Annotated in this window: 20 protein-coding genes and 2 pseudogenes; 7 read left to right on the forward strand and 15 right to left on the reverse strand. The window is 72.8% G+C overall.

What is annotated here, in order from left to right; genetic code table 11:
• Nucleotides 1–19: 19 nt before the first annotated feature.
• The 7 genes from KO717_RS04705 to KO717_RS04735 form a co-directional block, all read right to left on the reverse strand.
• Nucleotides 20–499: an AbfB domain-containing protein gene (locus KO717_RS04705; RefSeq protein WP_301364589.1), complete on the reverse strand. Its 480-nt coding sequence runs from the start codon at nt 497–499 to the stop codon at nt 20–22.
• Between the two features lie 232 nt (nt 500–731).
• Complete coding sequence (locus KO717_RS04710; protein ID WP_301364590.1) at nt 732–1,121, reverse strand: hypothetical protein; 390 nt, start codon at nt 1,119–1,121, stop codon at nt 732–734.
• Nucleotides 1,122–1,147: 26 nt separating this feature from the next.
• Nucleotides 1,148–2,008, reverse strand: coding sequence for an Fpg/Nei family DNA glycosylase (locus tag KO717_RS04715; RefSeq protein ID WP_301364591.1), 861 nt, complete (start codon nt 2,006–2,008; stop codon nt 1,148–1,150).
• 20 nt (nt 2,009–2,028) lie between these two features.
• Nucleotides 2,029–3,282: a hypothetical protein gene (locus KO717_RS04720; protein WP_301364592.1), complete on the reverse strand. Its 1,254-nt coding sequence runs from the start codon at nt 3,280–3,282 to the stop codon at nt 2,029–2,031.
• Nucleotides 3,283–3,375: 93 nt separating this feature from the next.
• Nucleotides 3,376–4,032 carry a class I SAM-dependent methyltransferase gene (locus KO717_RS04725; RefSeq protein ID WP_301364593.1) on the reverse strand — a complete coding sequence of 219 codons (657 nt, stop codon included), beginning with the start codon at nt 4,030–4,032 and terminating at the stop codon, nt 3,376–3,378.
• A gap of 74 nt (nt 4,033–4,106) precedes the next feature.
• Nucleotides 4,107–6,170, reverse strand: a complete 2,064-nt coding sequence (locus KO717_RS04730; protein ID WP_301364594.1) for a SpoIIE family protein phosphatase — start codon at nt 6,168–6,170, stop codon at nt 4,107–4,109.
• A 7-nt stretch (nt 6,171–6,177) separates the two neighbouring features.
• Nucleotides 6,178–7,497: a DUF6777 domain-containing protein gene (locus KO717_RS04735; protein WP_301364595.1), complete on the reverse strand. Its 1,320-nt coding sequence runs from the start codon at nt 7,495–7,497 to the stop codon at nt 6,178–6,180.
• 162 nt (nt 7,498–7,659) lie between these two features.
• Here KO717_RS04735 and KO717_RS04740 point away from each other — a divergent pair, with 162 nt between their 5' ends.
• From KO717_RS04740 to KO717_RS04750, 3 genes are read left to right on the forward strand one after another with little or no spacing between them, the layout of a single operon-like run.
• Nucleotides 7,660–8,613 (forward strand): YndJ family protein, encoded by a 954-nt coding sequence (locus KO717_RS04740; protein WP_301364596.1) that lies wholly within the window; start codon nt 7,660–7,662, stop codon nt 8,611–8,613.
• Nucleotides 8,610–9,143, forward strand: a complete 534-nt coding sequence (locus tag KO717_RS04745; protein ID WP_301364597.1) for a DUF1990 family protein — start codon at nt 8,610–8,612, stop codon at nt 9,141–9,143. Before KO717_RS04740 ends, KO717_RS04745 begins: the two co-directional genes overlap by 4 nt.
• Nucleotides 9,144–9,163: 20 nt before the next feature.
• Nucleotides 9,164–10,603, forward strand: a complete 1,440-nt coding sequence (locus KO717_RS04750; protein ID WP_301364598.1) for a lipase maturation factor family protein — start codon at nt 9,164–9,166, stop codon at nt 10,601–10,603.
• Here KO717_RS04750 and KO717_RS04755 read toward each other — a convergent pair.
• On the reverse strand, nt 10,589–11,572 hold the full coding sequence (locus KO717_RS04755; RefSeq protein WP_301374371.1) for an NAD-dependent epimerase/dehydratase family protein: 984 nt from the start codon (nt 11,570–11,572) through the stop codon (nt 10,589–10,591). The two genes, KO717_RS04750 and KO717_RS04755, sit on opposite strands and share 15 nt — an antisense overlap.
• A gap of 218 nt (nt 11,573–11,790) precedes the next feature.
• Nucleotides 11,791–11,964 carry a hypothetical protein gene (locus KO717_RS04760; RefSeq protein WP_162500713.1) on the reverse strand — a complete coding sequence of 58 codons (174 nt, stop codon included), beginning with the start codon at nt 11,962–11,964 and terminating at the stop codon, nt 11,791–11,793.
• A 329-nt stretch (nt 11,965–12,293) separates the two neighbouring features.
• On the opposite strand from KO717_RS04760, the gene KO717_RS04765 reads away from it, so the two are divergent.
• On the forward strand, nt 12,294–12,791 hold the full coding sequence (locus tag KO717_RS04765) for a hypothetical protein (RefSeq protein ID WP_301364599.1): 498 nt from the start codon (nt 12,294–12,296) through the stop codon (nt 12,789–12,791).
• A gap of 28 nt (nt 12,792–12,819) precedes the next feature.
• On the opposite strand, the gene KO717_RS04770 is transcribed toward KO717_RS04765, so the two are convergent.
• A complete protein-coding gene (locus tag KO717_RS04770; RefSeq protein ID WP_301364600.1) occupies nt 12,820–14,319 on the reverse strand; it encodes an SDR family NAD(P)-dependent oxidoreductase in 1,500 nt (499 codons plus the stop codon).
• Nucleotides 14,320–14,610: 291 nt separating this feature from the next.
• Here KO717_RS04770 and KO717_RS04775 point away from each other — a divergent pair.
• Nucleotides 14,611–15,507 (forward strand): annotated as a pseudogene (locus tag KO717_RS04775) (DMT family transporter); the annotation flags it as partial.
• Here the strand turns inward: KO717_RS04775 and KO717_RS04780 are convergent.
• A complete protein-coding gene (locus KO717_RS04780; protein WP_301364601.1) occupies nt 15,448–16,707 on the reverse strand; it encodes a transglycosylase family protein in 1,260 nt (419 codons plus the stop codon). The pseudogene KO717_RS04775 and the gene KO717_RS04780 overlap by 60 nt on opposite strands.
• A 196-nt stretch (nt 16,708–16,903) precedes the next feature.
• Here KO717_RS04780 and gndA point away from each other — a divergent pair, with 196 nt between their 5' ends.
• Nucleotides 16,904–18,349, forward strand: coding sequence for an NADP-dependent phosphogluconate dehydrogenase (gndA, locus tag KO717_RS04785; RefSeq protein WP_301364602.1), 1,446 nt, complete (start codon nt 16,904–16,906; stop codon nt 18,347–18,349).
• Between the two features lie 235 nt (nt 18,350–18,584).
• Here the strand turns inward: gndA and KO717_RS04790 are convergent.
• The 4 genes and pseudogenes from KO717_RS04790 to KO717_RS04805 all read right to left on the reverse strand — a co-directional run.
• Nucleotides 18,585–19,196, reverse strand: a pseudogene (locus tag KO717_RS04790) (aspartate/glutamate racemase family protein); the annotation flags it as partial.
• On the reverse strand, nt 19,193–19,534 hold the full coding sequence (locus tag KO717_RS04795) for a GNAT family N-acetyltransferase (RefSeq protein ID WP_301364603.1): 342 nt from the start codon (nt 19,532–19,534) through the stop codon (nt 19,193–19,195). The gene KO717_RS04795 and the pseudogene KO717_RS04790, both read right to left, overlap by 4 nt.
• 15 nt (nt 19,535–19,549) lie before the next feature.
• On the reverse strand, nt 19,550–19,969 hold the full coding sequence (gene panD, locus KO717_RS04800) for an aspartate 1-decarboxylase (protein WP_301364604.1): 420 nt from the start codon (nt 19,967–19,969) through the stop codon (nt 19,550–19,552).
• Between the two features lie 318 nt (nt 19,970–20,287).
• Nucleotides 20,288–21,091, reverse strand: a complete 804-nt coding sequence (locus tag KO717_RS04805) for a class I SAM-dependent methyltransferase (protein WP_301364605.1) — start codon at nt 21,089–21,091, stop codon at nt 20,288–20,290.
• Nucleotides 21,092–21,222: 131 nt separating this feature from the next.
• On the opposite strand from KO717_RS04805, the gene KO717_RS04810 reads away from it, so the two are divergent.
• Nucleotides 21,223–21,891: a GNAT family N-acetyltransferase gene (locus tag KO717_RS04810; protein WP_301364606.1), complete on the forward strand. Its 669-nt coding sequence runs from the start codon at nt 21,223–21,225 to the stop codon at nt 21,889–21,891.
• The last annotated feature ends 98 nt before the right edge of the window (nt 21,892–21,989 follow it).

Raw genomic sequence — 21,989 nt, forward strand, 5'->3', positions numbered from 1 at the left:
TCCGCGCCGGGCCGCCCGTCTAGAACTCCTCCGGATGGAGTGGCGGCGCAATCCTGAAGCATGCGGACTGAAGGTCGGAAATGGTCACCAGCGGCTCGGCGAACAATTCGAAGTTCCTGTGCCGGATGAATCGTTCCGGGAACTTCACGGACCGGAACGAGGCCTGGTTGGGGTCGATTTCCGCCGCTTCGATGAAGTAGGTCGATTCCTCGATGACCTCCGCCTTGACCTGAGGATCTATGATCCCGGTGAAGAACTTGCTGTGAATGCGGAAGTCGTCGAACGTCGCGATGCGCAGACAGAATCCCGGCGGAGCAACCGCCCGTACCAGCATGCCCGTTCCACCGAAGTTCACCAGGCTGGGGCCGGTCCACTGGAACGTGGCGTCACGGCGGTCCTGCTCGGTTTCGATCTTGGCGATGTCGGCGAGGCCGGTGTGGTCGATGATGAAGAAATCGGGGAAGTTGTTCGAGAACAGTGAGAGTTTGAGAACGGCCATGATGTCCGTCCTTCCGTGAAGCGTCCACCCGAGTCCGAGTGATGAACGACTCGGTTCGTCTTCAACCACCCCATGTTCAGGGACGGGCGCGGGAGCCAAGAAGGCCGTCACGCTCTTGCGTCCATGCGGGTGAGAGCACTATCTCCATCATGCGCCGCCGAGGGCACGGGGGCCAGCGCGTCGGCACGGTTACCGCTTCAACCACACGAGGGCCTCGAAGCCCCGGCTCAGGTCACCAGCCGCGGTCGGCGGGATCCATCACCAGGCCGGTGAAATCCGCCTCGTTGCGCTCCGCCCGGGTGACGTACCACCGGGCGATGAGCCACATCACCGGATACACCAGCAGGCCGAGCGCCACCCAGACCAGTGGCCCCGACGCGTCGTGCGACAGGGCGAACACCAGCGGCAGGGTCCCGACCAACCACACGAGCGCCGCCAACGCACCGGCGGCCGCGCGCAGTTGGCTGCGCATGAGGGCCCGGACGTAGGTGGCCCCGAGGGTGGTCTGCTCGGAGATCTCCGAGCGGGCGGGGGTGTGCGCGGGCGGCCGGCGGCGGGCGCCCCGGGGGATCCCGGTGACGACCTCGCGCCGGGGCGTCGACTGCTGCTGCTCCTCGGCCATGGTGCCGGAGTCTACGCAGCGGCCGCCTATTTGAGGAGGCGGGAGAGCCGCCGGTCCGCGAGCGGCTTGCCACCGGTCTGGCAGGTGGGGCAGTACTCCAGGGACGAATCGGCGAAGGACACCGAACGCACGGTGTCCCCGCAGACCGGGCACGGCTCACCGGCCCGGCCGTGCACCCGCAGGCCGCTCTTCTTCTCGGCCTTGAGCTTTCCCGCGGCGACCCCGTGGGCCCGGCCGACGGCCTCGCCCAGGGTGCTCCGCACGGCCTCGTAGAGCTGGGTGAGCTGTTCCTCGGTGAAGGAGGCGGCGAGCTTGAAGGGCGAGACCCTGGCCGCGTGCAGGATCTCGTCGCTGTAGGCGTTGCCGATTCCCGCGATCACGCTCTGGTCCCGCAGCACGCCCTTGATCTGGCGCCGCTCCCCCGCGAGCAGCGCTGCGAAGGCGTCCCGGTCGAAGCCCTCGGCGAGCGGATCGGGGCCGAGGCGGGCGATGCCGGGCACCTCCTGCGGGTCGTGGACCACGTACACGGCGAGGCGCTTCTGTGTTCCGGCCTCGGTGAGGTCGAAACCGCCCCCGCCGACGAGGGAGACGCGCAGTGCGAGCGGCCCCTTGCCGGGGCGCGGCGGCTGCGCGGGCAGGGTGTCCTGCCAGCGCAGCCAGCCGGCCCGGGCCAGGTGCGTGACGAGGTGGAGCTCGCCGACCGGCAGGGCCAGGAACTTGCCGTACCGGGCGGGGGTGCCGGCCGGCTGCCCTTCGAGGGCGGCCGGCGGCGGGTCGTAGGTCTTGAGCACGCTCACGGCGAGCGGGAGGACGCGCTCGACCACCCGCCCGGTGAGGTGCTCGTCGAGATACTCCCGCAGGGCCTCGACCTCGGGCAGCTCCGGCATGGTCCCAGCCTGCCGCCGCCTCAGGCGAAGCGCGAGCTGGGCACCGGGCCCGGCGAGGCGACGCGGTCGCGGGGGGCCGTGAGCCAGCCGTCGCGGACCGCGCAGGCGAAGGCCCGGAAGGCCTCGTCCGGATCGGGCGGGGTCGCGCCGTCGCCCTCGTCCGGGCCGGCGGCGGCCTGCGCGATGTCCCGGGCGATCTCCTCCTCGGACCGCTGGTCGTCCTTCCAGGGCGGGGAGACGAGCTGGCACAGCAGTGCGCTGAAGTCCGCGCTCACCGCGGGCGGATCGGTCCAGCAGGTGGCGTGCTCGGACAGGATCTGGCCGTCGGCGCGGGCGTGCAGGGTGCGCAGGAGGTCCGGGTCGGTCGCGTTCAGGTCGTAGGCGACGACGAGTGTGTCCGTACGGGCGGGCTCGTACGGTACGGCGGGCAGCCCCAGCACCCGCCCCGCGGCGAGTCCGAGGATCCGGTCGGACCGGCCGGGCAGCAGCGAGACGGTGGTGGGGCGGCGCCCGGCGGCCTCCAGGGCGAGCGCCAGGCGGGCGAGGCCCCGGCGGCACTGCTCGTGGGTGTCCCCGAGGTAGGCGTAGCGGCCGGTCATCCCGGCGTCCCAGCCGTACGGGGAGAGGGTGCCGAGGAGGCCGCCGGTGAGGCCGTAGTGCCAGCCGCGCAGGTCGGCGCGGCCGAGCGGGTCGGCGTAGCCGGCCGCGCTCTGGGCCCGGCGGGCCTGGCCGGTGCGGTGCAGCCGTCGCCTCTGGCGGTCGTGGGCGCCGGACCACTGCGGGTCCTCGGGGGCGGGGAGGGCGCTGCCGATGCGCTCGGCGGTGTCCAGGTCCCCGGCCAGCAGGGTGTGGTGCACGAGGAGGTACGTCTCGGGCCAGGCGGGCAGCGCCTGGCCGCGGCCGGAGAGCAGGGCGACGGCCTCGGCGTGCCGGTGCTCGTCCTCCAGGGCGGACACCAGCTCGGCGAGGAGCGGCCGCGAGTCGGGGAGCATCCGCAGTGCCTCGCGCAGCGGTGCGACGGCGAGGAAGGCGATGCCGTGCTCGACGCAGGCGTAGCCGAGGTCGTAGAGGGCCTGGGGGGCGCCGGGCCGTTCGGCGGCGGCCTTGGCGGCGCGGGCCAGTTCCTTGAACCCGGCGGCTTCGGCCAGGGCCCGTGCGGCCTTGGCGAGTTCGGTGATCGATGCCGTCTCGGCGTGCGGCCGGAGGGACCGTACCGCTCCGGGCAGATCGTCCTTCTTCAGGAATCGGCGTACTTCGTCCATGGTGTTGGTCATCGCCCCCGATCCTCACGGAGCCGTGGCGGGCCCGCAACGGACTTTCCCGGCGGGCCCGCTCGGTGGCGGTGGCCTCTTCGTGCGCCGTCCGGGTCAGATCCGGGCGATCAGCGCGTACCGCTCGTCGGTGACGGGTCCGCCCCACAACTCGGCTTCGCCGCTGAGCGGTTCGATCCGGAGGTCGGACACCAGGGGCCGGACCGCGGCGGCCAGGTCCCCGGCGGTGACCCCGCCGTTCCAGGGGAGCGATCCGGCTCCGGCGGCGTAGGGCACGCCGCTCTCGCCGGCTTCCCGCCACCGCCCCTCGACCAGTACCAGCCGCCCTCCCGGGCCGAGCCGCGCGACCCACGCGCGGAGCGCGGCCCCGGGATCGGGCAGGGTCCACAGCAGGTGCCGGCAGAGCAGGACGTCGTACCGCTCCTGCCCGGTCGGCGGATCGGCGGCGTCGCCGACGAGGAACCGTACCGCGAGGCCCGCGGCCGCGAGTTTGGCCTCGGCCCGCTCCACCATCCGGGGCGCGAGGTCCACACCGGTCACCCGGTGCCCGGCCTCGGCCAGCAGCAGGGACAGCGACCCGGTACCGCAGCCGACGTCGAGGACGTCGGCCGGACCGGCGGGCAGCCAGGATCTCAGCAGCCGTGCCCACGCGGCACGGGTGTGCTCCTGCCGCAGGCCGTGATCCGGTTCGTCGTCGAACGCGGCCGCGGCGGCGTCCCAGTACTCGGTGATGGCGCGGGTGGATTCGGGCATGCCGGTGATCCTGCCGGACGCCACCGACAACCGGGGGTGACGAAGGGTCGGCCCGGGGTGGAACCGGGTGGGGGTCAGCCCATCACGAACTCGCACCAGACGCATTTGCCGCCGCCCCGCGGCTCCACGCCCCAGACGTCCGCCAGGCGGTCCACCAGCATCAGGCCCCGGCCCGAGACGCCCGACTCCCCCGCCTCGCGGCGGCGCGGCAGTGCGCTGGAGCGGTCCTCCACCTCCACCCGGAGCCGGCGCTGGGGGGCCGCCAGGACCCGCAGGGTCACGATCGCCGGGCCGTCCGTGTGCATCAGGGCGTTGACGATCAGCTCGTCCGCGACCAGTTCGATCTCGTCGGCCCGTTCCCGCGCGCCCCAGGACCGCACCGCCGCCCCGATCATGTGCCGGGCCGCCACCAGGGCCTCGGGGTCGCCCGGTGCCACGTGCTGCTGGAGGCGGCCGCCGCCCTCCTGCTGCGCCACCACGTGGCGGCGAAGCAGGAGCAGCGCCATGTCGTCGTCCCCGCCCCGTTCGTCGACGATCTCGCACAGCAGGTCCGCCAGGAGCTGCAGGTCCGCCGGCCCACGGCGGATGTGGGAGGTCAGGAGCTGTATTCCGTCGTCGAGGTCGGCGCCGGGCTGTTCCACCAGGCCGTCGGTGCACAGCAGGACCGTTTCCCCGGGGTCCAGCTCCACGGTGGTCACCGGGTACTCCAGGCGGCCGAATTCCGCCGAGAGGCCGAGCGGCATGCCGCCCGCCACCGGAAGCCGGTGGCAGTCCCCGTCGCGGGTGCGCAGCAGCGGGTCGATGTGGCCCGCCCGGACGACCTGGAGGACGCCCGTCGAGAGGTCGGCCTCCACGTACGTGCAGGTCGCGAACCGGTCGGTGTCCAGCTCGTGCAGGAAGACGGAGGCCCGGGCCATGACCGTGCCGGGTGAGTGCCCCTCGGCGGCGTAGGCGCGCAGCACGATCCGGAGCTGGCCCATGACGGCCGCCGCGTGCGTGTCGTGGCCCTGGACGTCGCCTATGACGGCGCCGACCCGGCCTCCGGGCAGCGGGATGACGTCGTACCAGTCGCCGCCGATGTCCTGGCCCATCCGGGCGGACCGGTAGCGTACGGCGATCTCCCCTCCGGCGACCGACGGGATCCGCCGCGGCAGCATGGCCTGCTGGAGGCCCTCGGCCAGGTCGTGCTCCTGCTCCAGCAGCATGGCGCGCTGGAGGCTCTGCGCGATGCTGCTGCCGAGGGCGACGAGCAGGTTGCGTTCCTCCTGGGTGAAGCCGTCCTTGTCCTGGTAGAGCAGTCCGATCGCGCCGATCGGGCGGGCCTGGGCGATGAGCGGCAGGTAGGCGGCGGCCGAGATCCGCATGTACGAGATCTTCGCCCAGAGCCCGGGGTAGTCCCGGGCGAATTCCTGCGCCGAGTCGAGGAAGCGCGGCTCCAGGGAGCGGACGACCTCGCTCATCGGGTACTGCTCGTCGATGCGGGTGTAGCGGGTGCCGGGGACGAAGCTGTCCTCCGGGCCCTCGGCGACCAGGTGGATCCGGCCGGCTTCGACGAGGCCCATGACCATGCCCATCGAACCGAGCCGTTCCAGGCCGTGGGCGTCACCGATGACGTCGATGACGTCCTGCACGGTCCGGGCGTGCGCGAGGGCGGCGGTGGTGGACTCGACCACGGACGTCTGGCGGCGCCGTTCCTCGTCCAGGCCGAGCCGCTCCGCCGAGTGGCTGAGCTCGTCGGTGGCGTCCCGGACGATGCCGATGATCCGGTAGGGGCGGCCGTCGGGGCCGCGCATGACGCGGCCCTGGGTGTGCGTCCAGCGCAGCCGTCCGTCGTGGCAGCGGATGCGGAAGTAGGCGCCGTAGCTGTCCTCGCCGCTCTTGAGGGCGGAGGAGACGAGGGCGTCGAGCCGCGCGCCCTCGGTGGCGGGGACGCGCGGGTCGAGCGACTCCGGCCGGCCGTCGTACTCGTCGGGAGTCGTGTCGAAGACGTCGAGGGCGGCTTCGTCCATGTGCATGAGACCGGTGATCAGGTCCCAGTCGAAACTGCCCATGCGGTTCAGCGAGAGCGACCGGTCCGGGTGTGCGGGCCAGTCGTCCGGCAGCGATACGGTGGTCGGCACCGATCCACCATGACACACGGGCCGGTCAGGCGCTCTCCAGCGGATAGCCCCCGTCCGACGGCTGCGGCTGCGGCTGCAGGTCCGGGTCCGGGACCGCGTGGGGGTCGGACGGGTTGTAAGGGGCGTTCAGGTCGGACGGGATGTCCGGGTTGTACGGATCGACGGGGGCGGCGGGGTCGGCGGGGTCGGCGGGCAGCAGGCCCGGTGCGTCGGGCTCCGGGGGAAGCAGACCCAGCTCACCGGGGTCCAGGGGCGGCAGGCCGGCCAGGGGGTCCGAGGGGGTGTCGGCCGGCGGCCGCTGCTGCGGCTGCTCCGGCTGCTGCGGGCGGGTGGACGGGTTCGCAGGCGTGCCCGGCTTCCGCGGCGGGTTCCCTCCGGTCGAGCTCTGCGGGTCCTGCGGGCAGTCCGTCGCCCCCGGTGTCGGAGCGGTGGGGGCGTTCGGTGAGGCCGGAGAGGCCGGAGGGGCCTGGTTCGGCGGGCAGGGGTCGCCGGACGCGGACCCCGGCGGGGTGAGGGGCCCGTCCGGGATGCCGGCGGACGGGTCGTACGGGGGCAGCGCCTTCGGGGGCCGGTCCTGCGCGCCGTCGTCCCCCCGCTTGCGTTCGATCCAGGTGTTGTCGGCGATGTTGACGATCACCAGGTTGTTGATCACGTGGGTGGTCGGTTCGATGACGACGACCTGGTTGGCCTGGTAGCCGCTCCACGGGTCGCCCTTGTGCACCGGGGATCCCTTGGCGGTGCGCGGTGAGGCCAGCGGGTTTCCGCAGGCGCAGCGGACCCGGGGCATGCCGTGCTCGTCCACGAGGACGGCGGTGCCGGCCTGGAGGACGGACTGGAAGCCGTCGGCGGCGCCGTCGCGGAAGGCGTGGTTGGTGACCCGGGTGTCCGCGCGCAGGACGACGGGCGTCAGGCCGCGCAGGAACTCGGGGATCTTCCCCTCTTCGATGTTCGACGCCTCGGCGAAGGCCTGGGCCTTGGCCTTGTCGGCGGTCAGGAAGCGGACCTGCTGCTCCACGTCGCAGCTGCCGAGCCGCTGGGTGCCGCCGTACAGGCCGGGGGTGGCCGCGTTGACGGTGCGGATGCCCTGGCCGGTCGGGTTGGGCAGCGGGGGCTGTACGGGGGCGGACTCTGCGGTGGCCGAGGAGGCGGTGAAGGGATCGGGGCCGGCGGAGGCCACGGGCTGGAGGTAGACCTCCTGGCTCTCGGCTCCGGGGGCGCCGGCCGGCTGCTCCGGGCTGCTGCCGCACGCCGCGGCGAAGAGGCCGAGGAGGGCGAAGAGGGCTGCTCCGGCGGGTGCATGACGACGCGACGCCTGACGCGGTGTCGGAAGTGACGATCCGTTCACTTGAATCTCCCTTTTCGCCCCGGTTGCTCCCTCTTGTCTGCCGCATCCGCGCGGGAGCCGCAACCGGAGCGCACCTTGAACATGTTCAAGGAACGCCGTAGGCTCACCACCGTGAGTTGAACGCGTTCAAGGCGTTCACCGCAGCATTGGGGGGAGTCCAGGGTGACGGTACTGGTGAACGTGATCGTCACCCTGGGCATGCTCTACGTCGTCCCGGCCGGCCTGCGGCTCATCGACCCGGTCCGGCTCCTGCGCACGGCCCGCCTCTGGCCGGTCGCGGCCGCACCCGGAGCCCTGTGCCTGTGGCTGCCGCGCGGAATGGCCGCCACCGCGCTCGCCGTACTGTACGCGGCGGCCTGCCTGGCGCTCGCCGCCCGGGCCCCGCTCCTGCTGCTGCGTGCCCGCTCCCTGACCCCGCCCGCGGTCGCCGTCGCCACCGCGCTGATCTCGCCGTCGATCGCCGCCACCGCGCTGGTCGCCGAGCGCGCCGGCTACCGGCTCTTCGGCTTCGGCCTCGACATCCTGGCGCTGACCGTGCCCCACTTCCACTTCGCCGGCTTCACCGCCGCCCTGGTCGCCGGGCTGGTGTGCCGCACCGTGGGGGGCCGCGCCGGGACCGGCGGCCTCGCCCGCTGGGCGGCGTACAGCGTCCCGGCGGGCACCCTCCTCGTCCTCCTCGGCTACTTCGTCGACGACTGGGCCGAGCTGCTGGGCGCGGTGGTCCTGACCGGCGGGATGTGGGCCGTGGCCCTGCTCACCTGGCGGGAGATCCGGCCCGGCGGCGCGGACCGCACCACACGGACCCTGCTCGCCACCTCGGCGGCCGTGCTCGTGGCCACCATGCTGCTCGCCCTGTGGTGGGCGGCCGGCGAGGCCACCGGGATCGTCCACCCCACCCTGACCTGGATGGCCGCCACCCACGGCCTCGGCAACGCCCTCGGGTTCGCCCTGTGCTCGGTGCTCGCCTGGCGGCGGCTGGCAGCCGACGCCCGGCCCGCCGAATCGCACACCGCCGACGCGCGCGGCACCGACGCCCTGACCTCCGACGCCCGCACCGCCGACCGCCCGGACCACCGACCACGCACCACCACCGACCGAGTGGAGATCTCGCCATGACCCGCCTCATCAGCGCCGGCCGGGACACCGTCAACTACCCCGACCGGGGCGCGACGGCCCACCGGCCGCTGCCCGCCGGATACAACCACCTGTGCCACCGCACCCGCCTCGGACAGGGCCGGGCCGTCTTCGAGGCCGCCGGAACCGCGGTCACCACCTTCCACGCCCACCGGACCTCGGGCATGCGCGTGCGGGCCGATGACGGCGCGGTCCGGCCCGGCAGCCGGGCGATCGTCGGGATCGGCCTCGGGCCGCTGCGGATCGACGCTCCGTGCGAGGTGATCTGGACCGCGTACGAGCCCGCCCGCATCGGTTTCGCCTACGGAACCCTGGCCGGGCACCCCGAGTGCGGGGAGGAGTCCTTCATCGTGGACATGGACCCGGACGGCACGGTGTGGTTCACGGTCACCGCCTTCAGCCGCCCGAACACCTGGTACACCCGCCTGGCCGGCCCGGTGGTCCCCTTCCTCCAGCTGTCCTACGCCCGCCTGCTCGGGCACCACCTGCGCAAGCTGGCCGCCACCGGCTGACCGGTCCGATACTGGAGGCGATGGACTGGTTCACGGCGCCCGGATACTGGCTCGCCCGGCTGGTCTTCCAGCGGGCCCTGGCCGGGGTCTACCTCGTCGCCTTCCTCGGGGCCGCCCTGCAGTTCCGGGCCCTGATCGGAGCGCACGGCATGACGCCCGTACCGCGCTACGTACGGTACGTGCCCTTCCGGCGCGCCCCGAGCCTCTTCCAACTGCGCTACTCCGACCGGCTCTTCGCGGGCTGCGCCTGGGGCGGCGCGGCGCTGGCCGCTGCGCTGGCCGCCGGGGCCGGGGACGAGGTGCCGCTGGGCGCAGCCATGGCGATGTGGGCCGTGCTGTGGCTGCTGTACCTCTCGATCGTGAACGTGGGGCAGACCTGGTACTCCTTCGGCTGGGAGTCGCTGCTGCTGGAGGTGGGCTTCCTCGCCGTGTTCCTCGGCAACGCGCGGGCCGGTCCGCCCGTACTGGTGCTGTGGCTGCTGCGCTGGGTGCTCTTCCGCGTGGAATTCGGGGCCGGGCTGATCAAGATCCGCGGGGACCCCTGCTGGCGCAAGCTGACCTGCCTGTACTTCCACCACGAGACGCAGCCGATGGCCGGGCCGCTGAGCTGGTTCTTCCACCATCTGCCGAAACCGCTGCACCGGGTGGAGTGCGCGGCCAACCACGTGACCCAACTGATCGTCCCGGTGCTGCTGTTCACCCCGCAGCCGGTGGCCTCGTACGCCGCCGGGATCGTGATCGCGACGCAGCTGTGGCTGGTGCTCTCGGGGAATTTCGCCTGGCTGAACTGGCTGACGATCACCCTGGCCGTCTCGGCCGTGGACTTCACCGGGCTCGCGGGCGCTCCCCCGGCGGCCGCCTCGCGCACGGGTCCCGTGTGGTTCGTGGTCCTGGTGTGCGCGGTGACCCTACTCGTCCTGTTCCTCAGCCGGCACCCGGTGCTCAACATGGTCTCGCGCCGCCAGGTGATGAACCGCTCCTTCGACGCCCTGCACCTGGTCAACACCTACGGGGCCTTCGGCTCGGTCGGCCGGGTCCGCATGGAGGTGGCCGTGGAGGGCACCGCGGACCGGGTGCCGCGCGCGGACGGGGACTGGCGCGAGTACGGCTTCAAGGGCAAGCCGGGTGAACCGCGCCGGGTTCCGCGCCAGTTCGCCCCGTACCACCTGCGGCTGGACTGGCTGATGTGGTTCGCCGCGATCTCCCCCGACTACGCGCGGGACTGGTTCGGGCCGTTCGTGGAGCGGCTGCTGGCGGGCGACCGGGACACGCTGCGGCTGCTGCGCGACAACCCGTTCCCGGACGCCCCGCCCGTCCATGTCCGCGCCCTGCTGTACCGCTACCGGTTCACCACCTGGCGGGAGCTGCGCGAGACGGGGGCCTGGTGGCACCGCACGCTCGTGCGCGAGTACCTCCCGCCGACCCGCCTCGCGGACGCGCGCCGCTCAGAGCCCGAGTAGCCCGGCCTCCCGCTCCGCGGAGATGCCCTTGGCCGGCACGTCGGGGCGCAGTGGGGCGGCTCCGCCGAGCGTGCGCAGCCAGGCCCAGGTGTCGGCCACGGTCTCCTCGACCGGCCGGCAGGTCAGGCCGGCCGCCAGCGCCTTGGAGACGTCCCCGCGGTGCATGTGGTCGTAGGCCTCGCCCTCGGGGACCCAGACCGGGAGTTCGGTCCAGGGCGCCACGCCCGCCTCCAGGAGCCGGTCCGGGTCGGTCCAGCGCAGTTCGGCGCGGCCCCCGGTGGTGGCCGCGCAGGCGTCGAGGAGCCCGCCCATCGTGGCGTGTCCGGACGGGCAGACCAGGTTGTACGCACCCCCGCGCCCCGCCTCGGCGGCGTCCAGGGTCCAGTGCGCGAGGTCGCGTACGTCGATGTACTGGATCGGGAGCTCCCGCGGTCCCGGGGCGAGCACCGGGCCGCCGCGGGCGGTGCGATTCAGCCACCACGGCAGCCGGCCGACGTTCTCGTACGGGCCGAGGATCAGCCCGGCGCGCACCAGCAGGGCGCGGTCCTCGAAGGCGTCCAGGGCGGCGAGTTCGCCGCCCCGCTTGTCCTCGGCGTAGGCGGTCGGCCCGGCGTCCGGCGAGGCCCCGACCAGGGGGCCGTCCTCGGCGAGGCCGGCCGGGGCGGGGTACTCGTACACCGAGCGGGTGGAGATGTACGCGTACCGCCCGGCCCGGTCGCGCAGCAGGCGGGCGCTGTCGCGTACCGCCGTCGGGGCGCCGCCCCAGGTGTCGACGACCAGGTCCCACTCGCCGGAAGCGAGGGCGGCCAGACCCCCGGGGGCGGTACGGTCCCCGTGGAGGGCGGAGGTGCCCGGCGGGGGTGTGTGGTGTCCGCGGTGGAAGACGCTCACCTCCCAGCCCCGGGTCAGGGCGTCCTCGGTGATCGCGCGCCCGACGAATTCGGTACCACCCAGCATCAGCAGCTTCATGCCCGCCAGCCTGCCGGGGCGGGCGGGGCGGCGGAAGCGGTGATCGCCGTCGGCGAAGACGCTCACGGCGTAGCCGGGTCGGGAACTCCGCCGGGACCGGGCGGGGAGCGCGGGCGGTAGCCGCGGGCGGGGAGCCGCGGGCGGGTCGGAACCGCTTCGGGCAGGGCAGCGCCCCCGGTGCGCGTGGGCACGGGGGGCGCTTGGCACCGCTGTGCGGACTAGTCGATACCGGGCAGGATGTGCGCTTCCGCCAGGTCGTCCTCGTACCCGGCCAGCCGGATCGGGGCGGATCGGGCCCAGACCTCAAGGCTTCCGAGTTCGTCGGTCCGGGGCTTCGCCCGCGTTCCCGTCCGCTCCATCACCGTCGGTTCGGGCTTTGTCTTCTCAGTCACCGCGCACTCCTTCGTGTCGCGTAACCCGGTAAGCGGACCGCGCGCCGGGCAAGGGATGAAAGGTTTCCGGACGCGGTGGCGCCTTAGTGGAGCGCGGCCCGGATGGGGGCCGTCTTGATGCCCCAGAGTACACATATGAGCGGACCTCCGCTCGATAGGAAGGCAAAATCCGCTGCGCCCTCTTACTTTCGCTCCTAGTTCAGCAAGTCGTGGGTCTGCGGGTACGTGACGGGTGATCTGCTCGATCCCGGACGCGCGGGGTGTGACGGAGGGGGTCGGCGGTGGCGGGGTCCGAAGTGCCCGAGGCTCAAGTCCCTTACGTCACAAGCGTGCTGGAGCTGATGGAGCTGTTGCGCGCCGACCCTGACGACCGGGCCCTGCGGACCGCGGCCCTGCTGCGCCGCTCGCACCCCTTCGACAAAGAACTGCAGATCGCGGGCCTGGTGCACCGACTCGGCCATTTGCTCCGTCTGAGTGACGGAACGGTTACCGTCGGAGTGGCGGCGGAGTCGATCCGCCCTCTCCTGGGTGAGCGGGTGGCCCGGCTGGTACGGCTGCAGTCGCCGCAGAGGGCGGCCGGCGCGGACGGCCGACACCGCGAAGGCGACCGCGACCGTGACGACGACACCGAGGCCGAGGCGGTCGCCACCCTGTGCCAGGCCCGGGACTCCGCGGCCGCGGCCGGCCTGGACGCGGGCGTGCTGGAGGACTGGCAGCCGCTGCTGGAGCTGGTCTCGGCCGGGTCCTGCCGGGTCGGGTCCCCCGGGAACGCACTCGACCCCCTCGGTGCGCCGAGGGGGTCGAGCGGGTCGAGCAGGGCCTGGTAGGACGGGGACCGGGGTCCTGGGTCCGGGGTTACCAGTTCGCCGGGGCGTAGTCCTTGAGGAAGACGCCGAACAGGTCCTCGCCGGCCTCGCCGCGGACGATCGGGTCGTAGACCCGGGCCGCACCGTCGACCAGGTCGAGCGGGGCGTGGAAGCCCTCCTCGGCCAGGCGCAGCTTGTCGAAGTGGGGGCGCTCGTCGGTGATCCAGCCGGTGTCGACCGAGGTCATCAGGATGCGGTCGCTCTGGAACATCTCCTGGCCGCTGGTCCGCGTCACCATGTTCATCGCGGCCTTGGCGGCGTTGGTGTTCGGGTGCCCCGCACCCTTGTAGCCGCGGCTGAAGACGCCCTCCATCGCCGAGACGTTGACGACGTACGCCCGCCCGCCCGCAGCCTGCCGGGCGGCCTCCGCCATGGCCGGCCGCAGGGCGCTGATCAGGATGAACGGCGACGTGTAGTTGCACAGCTGGGTTTCGAGCAGCTCCACCGGGGAGATCTGGTCGATGGTCTGGACCCAGGTGTTGCTCTCGACGACGTCGGGCAGCAGGCCGCCCGCGTCGATGGCGGTGCCGGCGAGGTGCCGCTCCAGGCTGGCGTTGCCGGCGACCAGGGCGAGGTCGGCGACCTTCTGCGCCTCCAGCCCGCTCACTCCGACGGGCAGTGCCGCCAGGCCGTCGACCGCGCCGGAGTTGAAGGCGCCGATGACATGGTGGGCGGGGAGCTCACCGGCGGGCAGCGGGGCGGTCTCCCCCTCGACCAGTGCCGCGTAGGCGCTGGGCAGGCGGCGCACGGTCTGCGTCGCGTTGTTGATCAGGATGTCGAGCGGGCCGGCCGCGGCGACCTGATCGGCGAGGGCCACGGCCTGGGCCGGGTCGCGCAGGTCGATGCCGACGACCTCCAGGCGGTGCATCCAGTCCGCGGAGTCCTCCATCGCCTTGAAGCGGCGGATGGCGTCCTTGGGGAAGCGCGTGGTGATCGTGGTGTGGGCGCCGTCGCGCAGCAGCCGCAGCGCGATGTACATGCCGATCTTGGCCCGGCCGCCGGTGAGCAGCGCGCGCTTGCCGTTCAGGTCGGCGCGGGCCTCGCGCCTGGTCCGGTTCTCGACGGCGCACGTCGGGCAGAGCTGGTGGTAGAAGTAGTCGACCTCGACGTACCGCGTCTTGCAGATGTAGCAGGAGCGCGGGCGCTGGAGTATCCCGGCGATCCGGCCGGCCTCCGTGACCGAGGAGGGCAGGATGCCCTCGGTCTCGTCGTCGATGCGCTCGGCGGAGCCGGTGGCGGTGGCCTCGGTGACGGCCTTGTCGTTGGCGGTCTTGGCGGCGCGGCGCTCCTGGCGGCGGCGCTGCTTGACCGTCCGGTAGAGACCGGCGGTGGCGCGGCGTACGGTGATCGCGTCGGGGTGGTCGACGTCGAGCTTGTCCAGCTCGTCGAGCACGCTGAGGCAGAGGGCCAGCCGGTCGGGGTCGATACCGGGCCCGTAGGAGTGCCCGTCGTCGTGGCCGTAGTCCTGGATGTCTTCGGTCACCGTCATTGCCGCTGCCGTTCCTTGATCACTCGTCCGCATCCGCCTGCTGCGGAAGTCCTCAAAAGGGAAACTGTACGGATCCCACACGCCCGGAGCCAAACCCGCTCCCGCGGCTCTCACACACCGGGAGCGGAGCGTCACCGTACGGGGCGAAACGGTGACGCCGAGGCACCGTCGGGGGTCGCTTTCCGCTGCTGGAAGGGCCACACTGCGTACTCCCGTACTACGTCGGGAGTATGACCGATCACCACCTGTGGACTGAGGAATAGCGCAGGTGGGTCGGGCATTGTGGACCTTATGAGTGCACTGGCGCTGTCGGTCCTGCTCTGCCTCGTGTCCGCCCTGGCGTACGCGGGTGGCGCGATCGTCCAGGAACGGGTCGCGGCGACCACGCCGGACCGCCCGTACGCCCCGATGCGCCGGGGTGTCTGGTGGGTGGCGGTGGGGCTGAACGGCCTCGGTGCGCTCCTGCACGTGGTGGCCCTCGCGTACGGGCCGCTGAGCCTGGTCCAGCCGTTGGGCGCCCTGACCATCGTCTTCGCCCTGCCGATGGCCGCCGTCTTCGTACGGCGCCGGGCGGGCGCGGCCGCCTGGCGCGGGGCGGTGCTGGCCACGGTCGGCCTGGCCGGGCTGCTGGCGCTGACCGGCGGGGGCGGGCGGGCGGAGCAGTCGCTGGCGCACGACGAGCGGCGCATGCTGCTGGTGCTGACCGGGGCGCTGGTGCTGGCCCTGTTCCTGGCGGCGCAGCGGATGCACCGGGCGGTGATGCACAGTGTGCTGCTGGCCGCGGCCGCCGGTACGGCCTTCGGCATGGCCTCGGTGTTCACCAAGTCGGTGGCCGAGGACTTCGGGCCGGACGCACTGTCCGGCCTGTGGCCCGACCTCGCGGCGATCGCGGTACTGGCGGCCGGCGGGCTGCTGCTGTCGCAGGCGGCCTACCGGGGCGCCGGGCTGACCGCGCCGCTGGCCACGGTGACGGTGGTCAACCCGGTGGTGGCGGCGACGGTCGGCATCACGCTGTTCGGCGAGAGCTTCCGCTACGGGGCCGCGGGCGCGACGGCGGCGGTGGCCAGCGCCGCCCTCGCAGCGGCCGGCCTGATCCTCCTCACCGTCGTGCCCGCGCACGTGCGCGGGTCAGATGCGGACCCCGTGGCCCCGGAGGTACTTGAGCGGGTCGATGTCGGATCCGTAGCCGGGTCCCGAGCGCATCTCGAAGTGCAGGTGCGGGCCCGTGGTGTTGCCGGTCGAACCGGAGCGGCCTATGCGCTGGCCTCCGGAGACCTGCTGACCGGCCTTGACGCCGAGGGCGGAGAGGTGGGCGTACTGGGAGTACCGGCCGTCGGTGTGCCGGATGACGACCTGGTAGCCGTAGGCCCCGGCCCAGCCGGCGGAGACGACCTGTCCGGGTCCCACCGACTTGACGGTGGTGCCGGTCGCCACCGGGAAGTCGACGCCCGTGTGGTAGCCGCTGGACCAGGAGGATCCCGCGACGCGGTACGCGGTGCCGAGGGCGGCGTCGACGGGGGCGGAGAATCCGCCCGCTTCCGGCTTCTGCTGCGCTGAGGCGGGCTCCGGAGCCGGCTTTTCGACGGGCTTCTCCACCGGCTTCTCGGCCGGCTTGGGCGCGGGCTTCTCGGCGGGCTTCTCGGCGGCCGGCTCCACGGGCGTCACCGGGTCGGCGGTCCGCGGCGGCTTCTCGGGGTCCTGCCTGGGCGGCGGCGGCAGGGCCGGCGCCGTGGTGACCCGCAGGGTGAGCCGCTGGCCCGGGAAGATCAGGTTCGGGTTGCCGCCGATGGTGGCCCGGTTGGTCTCGTACAGCGCCTGCCAGCCGCCCTCGACGTGCTGACCGGTGGCGATCGCGGAGAGCGAGTCTCCGGGCGCGACGACGTACGGGTTCGGCAGGACGGAGGTCCCCGTCGGGCGCGGTCCGCCGCCCTGCTCCGGGGCCGTCCGCGCCACGGGGACCTGTCCCTGCGACTGCGTCTGCGTCTGCGGGATGACGGCGGGCGCCGGGCCGCTGCGCGTGAGTCCTGCCTGCTTCCCGCAGTTGGGCCAGGCGCCGGGCCCCTGCCCCTTGAGCACCTTCTCCGCGACGGCTATCTGCTGGTCCTTGGTGGCCAGGTCGGCACGCGGGGCATAGGTGGTGCCGCCGAAGGCCCGCCAGGTGCTCTGGCTGAACTGGAGGCCGCCGTAGTAGCCGTTGCCGGTGTTAATGCGCCAGTTGTTCGTCGATTCGCAGGACGCGACCTTGTTCCAGGTGTCCACGGAGGCCGCGTGGGCGACCCCGGCCCCGATGAGCGGGAGCGCGATCCCGGCACCGCCGGCGGTGACGGCCAGGGAGGCCCGGTTGATGCTGCTCGGCTGATACCGGCGGTGCCGGCCCCGTACACCCATGGGAGCCCCCATCGAAGACATCAGGAACCGCACAACTTAACGTCGCGATCACAGCGTGACAAGGGGCGCAACGGGGCGCATGCCAAAGGAGGTTGGCTGTATATCGGTGATTAAAAGATCCACTGGGGTCCGCGTCGGGGTACTTTCGGTGTTGCCCGCCCACCGAAAGCACACCGAAGCAAGCAGGAGCGCACCGATGAGCACCAGCACGGCCCAGATCGGCGTCACCGGACTCGCTGTCATGGGCAGCAACCTCGCCCGCAATTTCGCCCGCAACGGATTCACCGTGGCCGTCCACAACCGCACGGCCGCCAAGACCACGGCGCTGGTCGAGGAGTTCGGGCACGAGGGCGCCTTCGTGGCGGCAGGGTCGGCGAAGGAGTTCGTCGACGCGCTGGAGCGCCCCCGACGCATCGTCATCATGGTGAAGGCCGGGGAGCCGACCGATGCCGTGATCCGCGAGTTCGCCCCGCTCCTGGAGGAGGGCGACGTCATCATCGACGGAGGCAACGCGCACTTCGAGGACACCCGGCGCCGCGAGCGGGAACTGCGGGAGCAGGGACTCCACTTCGTGGGTGTGGGCATCTCCGGCGGCGAGGAGGGCGCGCTGCTGGGCCCGAGCATCATGCCGGGCGGCTCGACCACGTCCTACGCCTCCCTCGGACCGTTGCTGGAGAAGATCTCCGCGAAGGCCGCCGACGGCACGCCGTGCACCTCCCACGTGGGGCCCGACGGCGCCGGACACTTCGTCAAGATGGTGCACAACGGCATCGAGTACGCCGACATGCAGCTCATCGCCGAGGCCTACCACCTGCTGCGCGAGGTGGCGGGCTACTCCCCCGCGAAGATCGCGGAGACCTTCCGGGCGTGGAACCGGGGGCGCCTGGACTCGTACCTGATCGAGATCACGGCGGAGGTGCTCGCGCACACGGACGCCGCGACCGGGCGGGCGTTCGTCGACGTCGTGGCCGACGCCGCCGAGCAGAAGGGCACCGGCCGCTGGACCGTGCAGATCGCCCTCGACCTCGGGGTGCCGGTGTCGGGGATCGCCGAGGCGGTCTTCGCCCGCGCGGTCTCCGGCCACGCGGACCTGCGGACGGCCGCGCGCGGGCTCGCGGGCCCGACGGCTGCCGCGCTCGCACCGGAGGCGGCGGAGGCCTTCGCCGCCGAGGTGGAGCAGGCGCTGTACGCGTCGAAGATCGTCTCGTACACCCAGGGCTTCCACCAGATCCGGGCCGGCAGCGAGGAGTACGGCTGGAACGTGGACCTGGGCGCCGTGGCCTCGCTGTGGCGAGGCGGCTGCATCATCCGGGCCGCGTTCCTGGACCGGATCCGGGCGGCGTACGCCGCACAGCCGGAGCTGCCGAGCCTGCTGGCGGACGCGCACTTCGCCGAGGAGATCGCGGCCGCCCAGGACGGCTGGCGGTCCGTCCTGGTGGCGGCGGTGCGCCAGGGCATCCCGGTTCCCGCCTTCTCGGCCTCACTCGCCTACTACGACGCGCTGCGCGCGGAGCGGCTGCCCGCGGCCCTCACCCAGGGGCAGCGTGACTTCTTCGGGGCGCACACCTACCGGCGGACCGACCGCGAGGGCTCGTTCCACACCCTCTGGAGCGGCGACCGCTCCGAGGTCCGCACGTCGTAGGCCGCTCCTAGCTCAAAGGCCCGGGCTGAGGGATCGGCGCGGGTCCCGGCGGCGCCGGGACCGGGTCCGGCTCGGGCACCGGGCCGGGCACGGGCGGCACGGGCCGCGGAATGGGCTCGGGATCGGGGAAGGGGCCCGGCCCGGGCACGGGCGGCTGCGTCTCTTCTGCATCTCGCTTTCGCACCATAAGGCCCACCTTCCCGCGATTGCGGCGGATATGCCTCTCCTCGCGCAGCGCCAGGCCCGCGGCCAGGCCCGGAGCCGGGCTGGAAAGCATCGGGACCGGGCCCGTGGCCAGGTCCGCGGCCCCGGCCATGGAGGCCTGGGCCAGCACGATGACGTCCGCGCCGGTGACGGAGTCGGCGGCCGCGGCGACGCGGGCGAGGTAGCCGGCGGTGTCCCCGGCCTCGAAGCGCTCCCAGGCACCGGCGACCAGGCGCATGTCGACCGACACGGGCCGGTCACCGGCCTCCTCGGCCAGCAGCCGCCCGGTCGGGGCGAGCGTGGACTCCAGCGCGGCCAGTACGGCGATCCGCGCCCCCGCCCGTACCGCGGCGGCCGCCATCGGCCGGTCCACCCGGAGCACCGGGACCCCGAGCTCCGCGGCCAGCGGCTCCGCGGTCGCCCCGATGGTCGAGCAGGTGACCAGCACGGGCGGCCCCGCTCGTGCGAGCAGCAGCCCCCGAAGGGCCGGAGCCACCGACTCCGGCCCTTCGGCGCGGGCCCGGTCCAGCAGCTCCGGGACCACCAGGTGCCGCAGCACGGCCCCCGGATGGTTCCGGTCGCGCAGGGCGTCGAAGACCGGGACGTGCACGGGCGAGGTGTGCAGCAGGAGCAGATCGGTCACCCGAGGCCGGGGGCCGCGGCGAGCTGCGCCTTGGCCGCCACGACGACCTCGGCGGGCGGCTCGGGCGCCTCGTCGGGGTGTTTGGCGGCCCAGCTCGCCGCGTAGGGGCAGAGCGGCACCACGGGCACCCCCTCGGCGGCGGCGATCCCGTAGAAGGTCTTCACCAGCCCGCCTGCGATACCGCGGCCCTCGTGCCCCTGCTCGACGATGGTGTGGACCGCGACCAGGGCGTGCGGCGCGTCGGCGAGCACGAAGTACGCGATGTGGCCGACCACCGCCCCGTCCTCGACGGCGAGCAGCCGTCCGGCCTCACGGTCGTCCTTGAACTCGATCGCCATGATCCCCTGCTCCCCTCAGACGGCCACGGCGTGCGGGCTGCGCCGCTGGTCCGTACCCGGCACCGGGGCGGAGGGATCCGCACCCAGCTCGACGATCCGGTTGTCGCTGTCCACGTGCACCACGCGGGGCTCGAACACCCGGGCCTCGGCGTCGTCGACCTGCGCGTAGCTGATGAGGATGACCAGGTCCCCGGGGTGCACCAGGTGCGCGGCGGCGCCGTTGATCCCGATGACCCCGGACCCGCGCTCCCCTTCGATGACGTAGGTCTCGAGCCGCGCCCCGTTGGTGATGTCCACGATGTGGACGAGCTCCCCGGGCAGCAGATCGGCCGCGTCCAGCAGGTCGGCGTCGACGGTCACGGAGCCGACGTAGTGCAGGTCGGCCTGGGTGACGGTGGCTCGGTGGATCTTGGACTTGAACATGGTGCGCATCATCGAGGTACCCCTGGATCTAGGCTCCCTGCCTGCGTTTTTGCAGGTCAAGGGCAGTTTCCCTACCTTAACAACGAGTCGCTCGTCCGGTCAGCCCTCTCCGTGTTCTCGAGGACTGGCGCTGGCCGATCGCCGACTCTTGTGACGCATCGCCAGGCGGATCGGGAGGGGCCGGGCTGTTCCCCCGGCCCCCCACCGCGACGACGACGCCAGCCTACGCAACGACCGTCGGCAGTCGTCCAGGACCACCCTCGCTGTGAGCGGATCCACGGCGCCGGCGCAGGCGGTCGACACATACCGGCGCCTGCACCGCGGGGCAGCTCAGGCCGAGCCGACGACAAGAATGTGCGCCGACGCATCGTGGAACACACCGTGCTCGTCGGCGAGGCGAGCCGTCGCCATCGCATCCGCGACGAGCGCTCCCGCCTCGTCCTGGCCCGCACACCGGCCCGCCGCCACGACGTACGCCCACCCCGGACCCTCGATCCCGTGGACGCGCACCGCTCCGAGCCCCGCTTCACCGGCCTCCCGCATCAGCTCGGCAGCCGTGTGGAAGTGCGCAACCGTGAATCCCCTGCTGCCGTCGTAGGAGCCCGTACGGACCACCTGCGAGACCTCGCCGGCCAGCAGCTCCGGGGGCAGGCCCGCACTGACGGTGTAGTCCTGCATCAGGGAGTACCGCGAGATCCCCGCGGCCGCCACCAGGCCACCTGGTACGGCGGCCCGGCGGGCCTCCCTCAACGCGGCGAGACGGTCCCCGCGCTCCGGCAGGTGGTACAGCGGGCCGAGCAACAGCACCGCGTCGAACGTGTCGGCCTCGACGTCCAGGTCGCGGGCATCCCCCAGCCGGGCGACGCACCGCGGCGCGCGCTCACGGGCTTGCTCCACGTGCTTCGGCACGGGGTCGAGGAGGAGCACCTCGTATCCCTGCTCGGTGAGCCAGCCGGCATGCGTGCCCGGCCCGCCGCCCACGTCCAGCACCCGCGCCGGTGCCGGAGGCAGGTAGCGACGTAACAGCTCCTGGGTCCGCCGGAACTCCAGACGGCCCGTCGCCGTGGAGTGCAGCCGGGAAGCCTCGTCGTATTCCGTGTAGAAGTCCGTGATCCGCGGGTCGACGGTCGTCATACCCGGCGAGGGTAGGGCCGAGCCGGCCGGCCCGTCACACGGATATCCCCCCTGGCACCACCGGGCACGGCTCCACCCCATTGGGTCCAATCGGAGTGGCCCCGCGCAGGCTCCCGTGGCCAGACTGGAACGTGCTGATCGACCACTGGCCACTGCTCGGCCTTCGGCTGACGACGCCCCGCCTGGAGCTGCGCCTGCCCCGATCGGACGAGCTGGCGGCACTGGCCGATCTCGCGCGCGACGGCGTTCACGATCCGTCGCAGATGCCGTTCAGCAGTGGCTGGACCGACCTGCCCGATACCGAGCGGGCCCGCTCCGTGGTCCAGCATCACTGGCTGCGGCTCGGGAACTGGAGGCCGGACGACTGGTCCCTCAATCTGGCCGTCTTCCTCGGTGGCCGGCCGGTGGGCGTGCAGGCCATGGCGGCCAAGCGCTTCGCGCTGTTGCGGGAGGTCAACACGGCCTCCTGGCTCGGGCTGTCCCATCAGAGCCAGGGCATAGGCACGGAGATGCGCGCTGCCGTGCTGCACCTGGCATTCACCGGGCTCGGCGCCGAGGAGGCGACGACCGGGGCGTTCGCCGACAACGCGCCGTCATTGACCGTATCCCGCAAACTCGGATATGTCCCGGACGGAATCGAGCGGCGGGTGGTGCGCGGGGAGGTCGTGGTCATGCAGCGGCTTCGTATTCCCCATGGTCAGTGGCGGCCGGATCTCGCGAAAGACACCGAGATCTCCGGGCTGCTCCCGTGCCTGCCCCTGTTCGGCCTGGCGGCTGATCAGGCCACCCGCCCGTCCTGAAGGCCCGGGCACGGATTCACGGATCACTCTCTTCCGATAGTCACATGTGGCCTGAACTTGACTATTCAGTAAGGGAATTACCACACCACTCAGGCCGA

The organism is Streptomyces xanthophaeus (assembly GCF_030440515.1).
In the GTDB taxonomy this organism is placed as follows: domain Bacteria; phylum Actinomycetota; class Actinomycetes; order Streptomycetales; family Streptomycetaceae; genus Streptomyces; species Streptomyces kutzneri.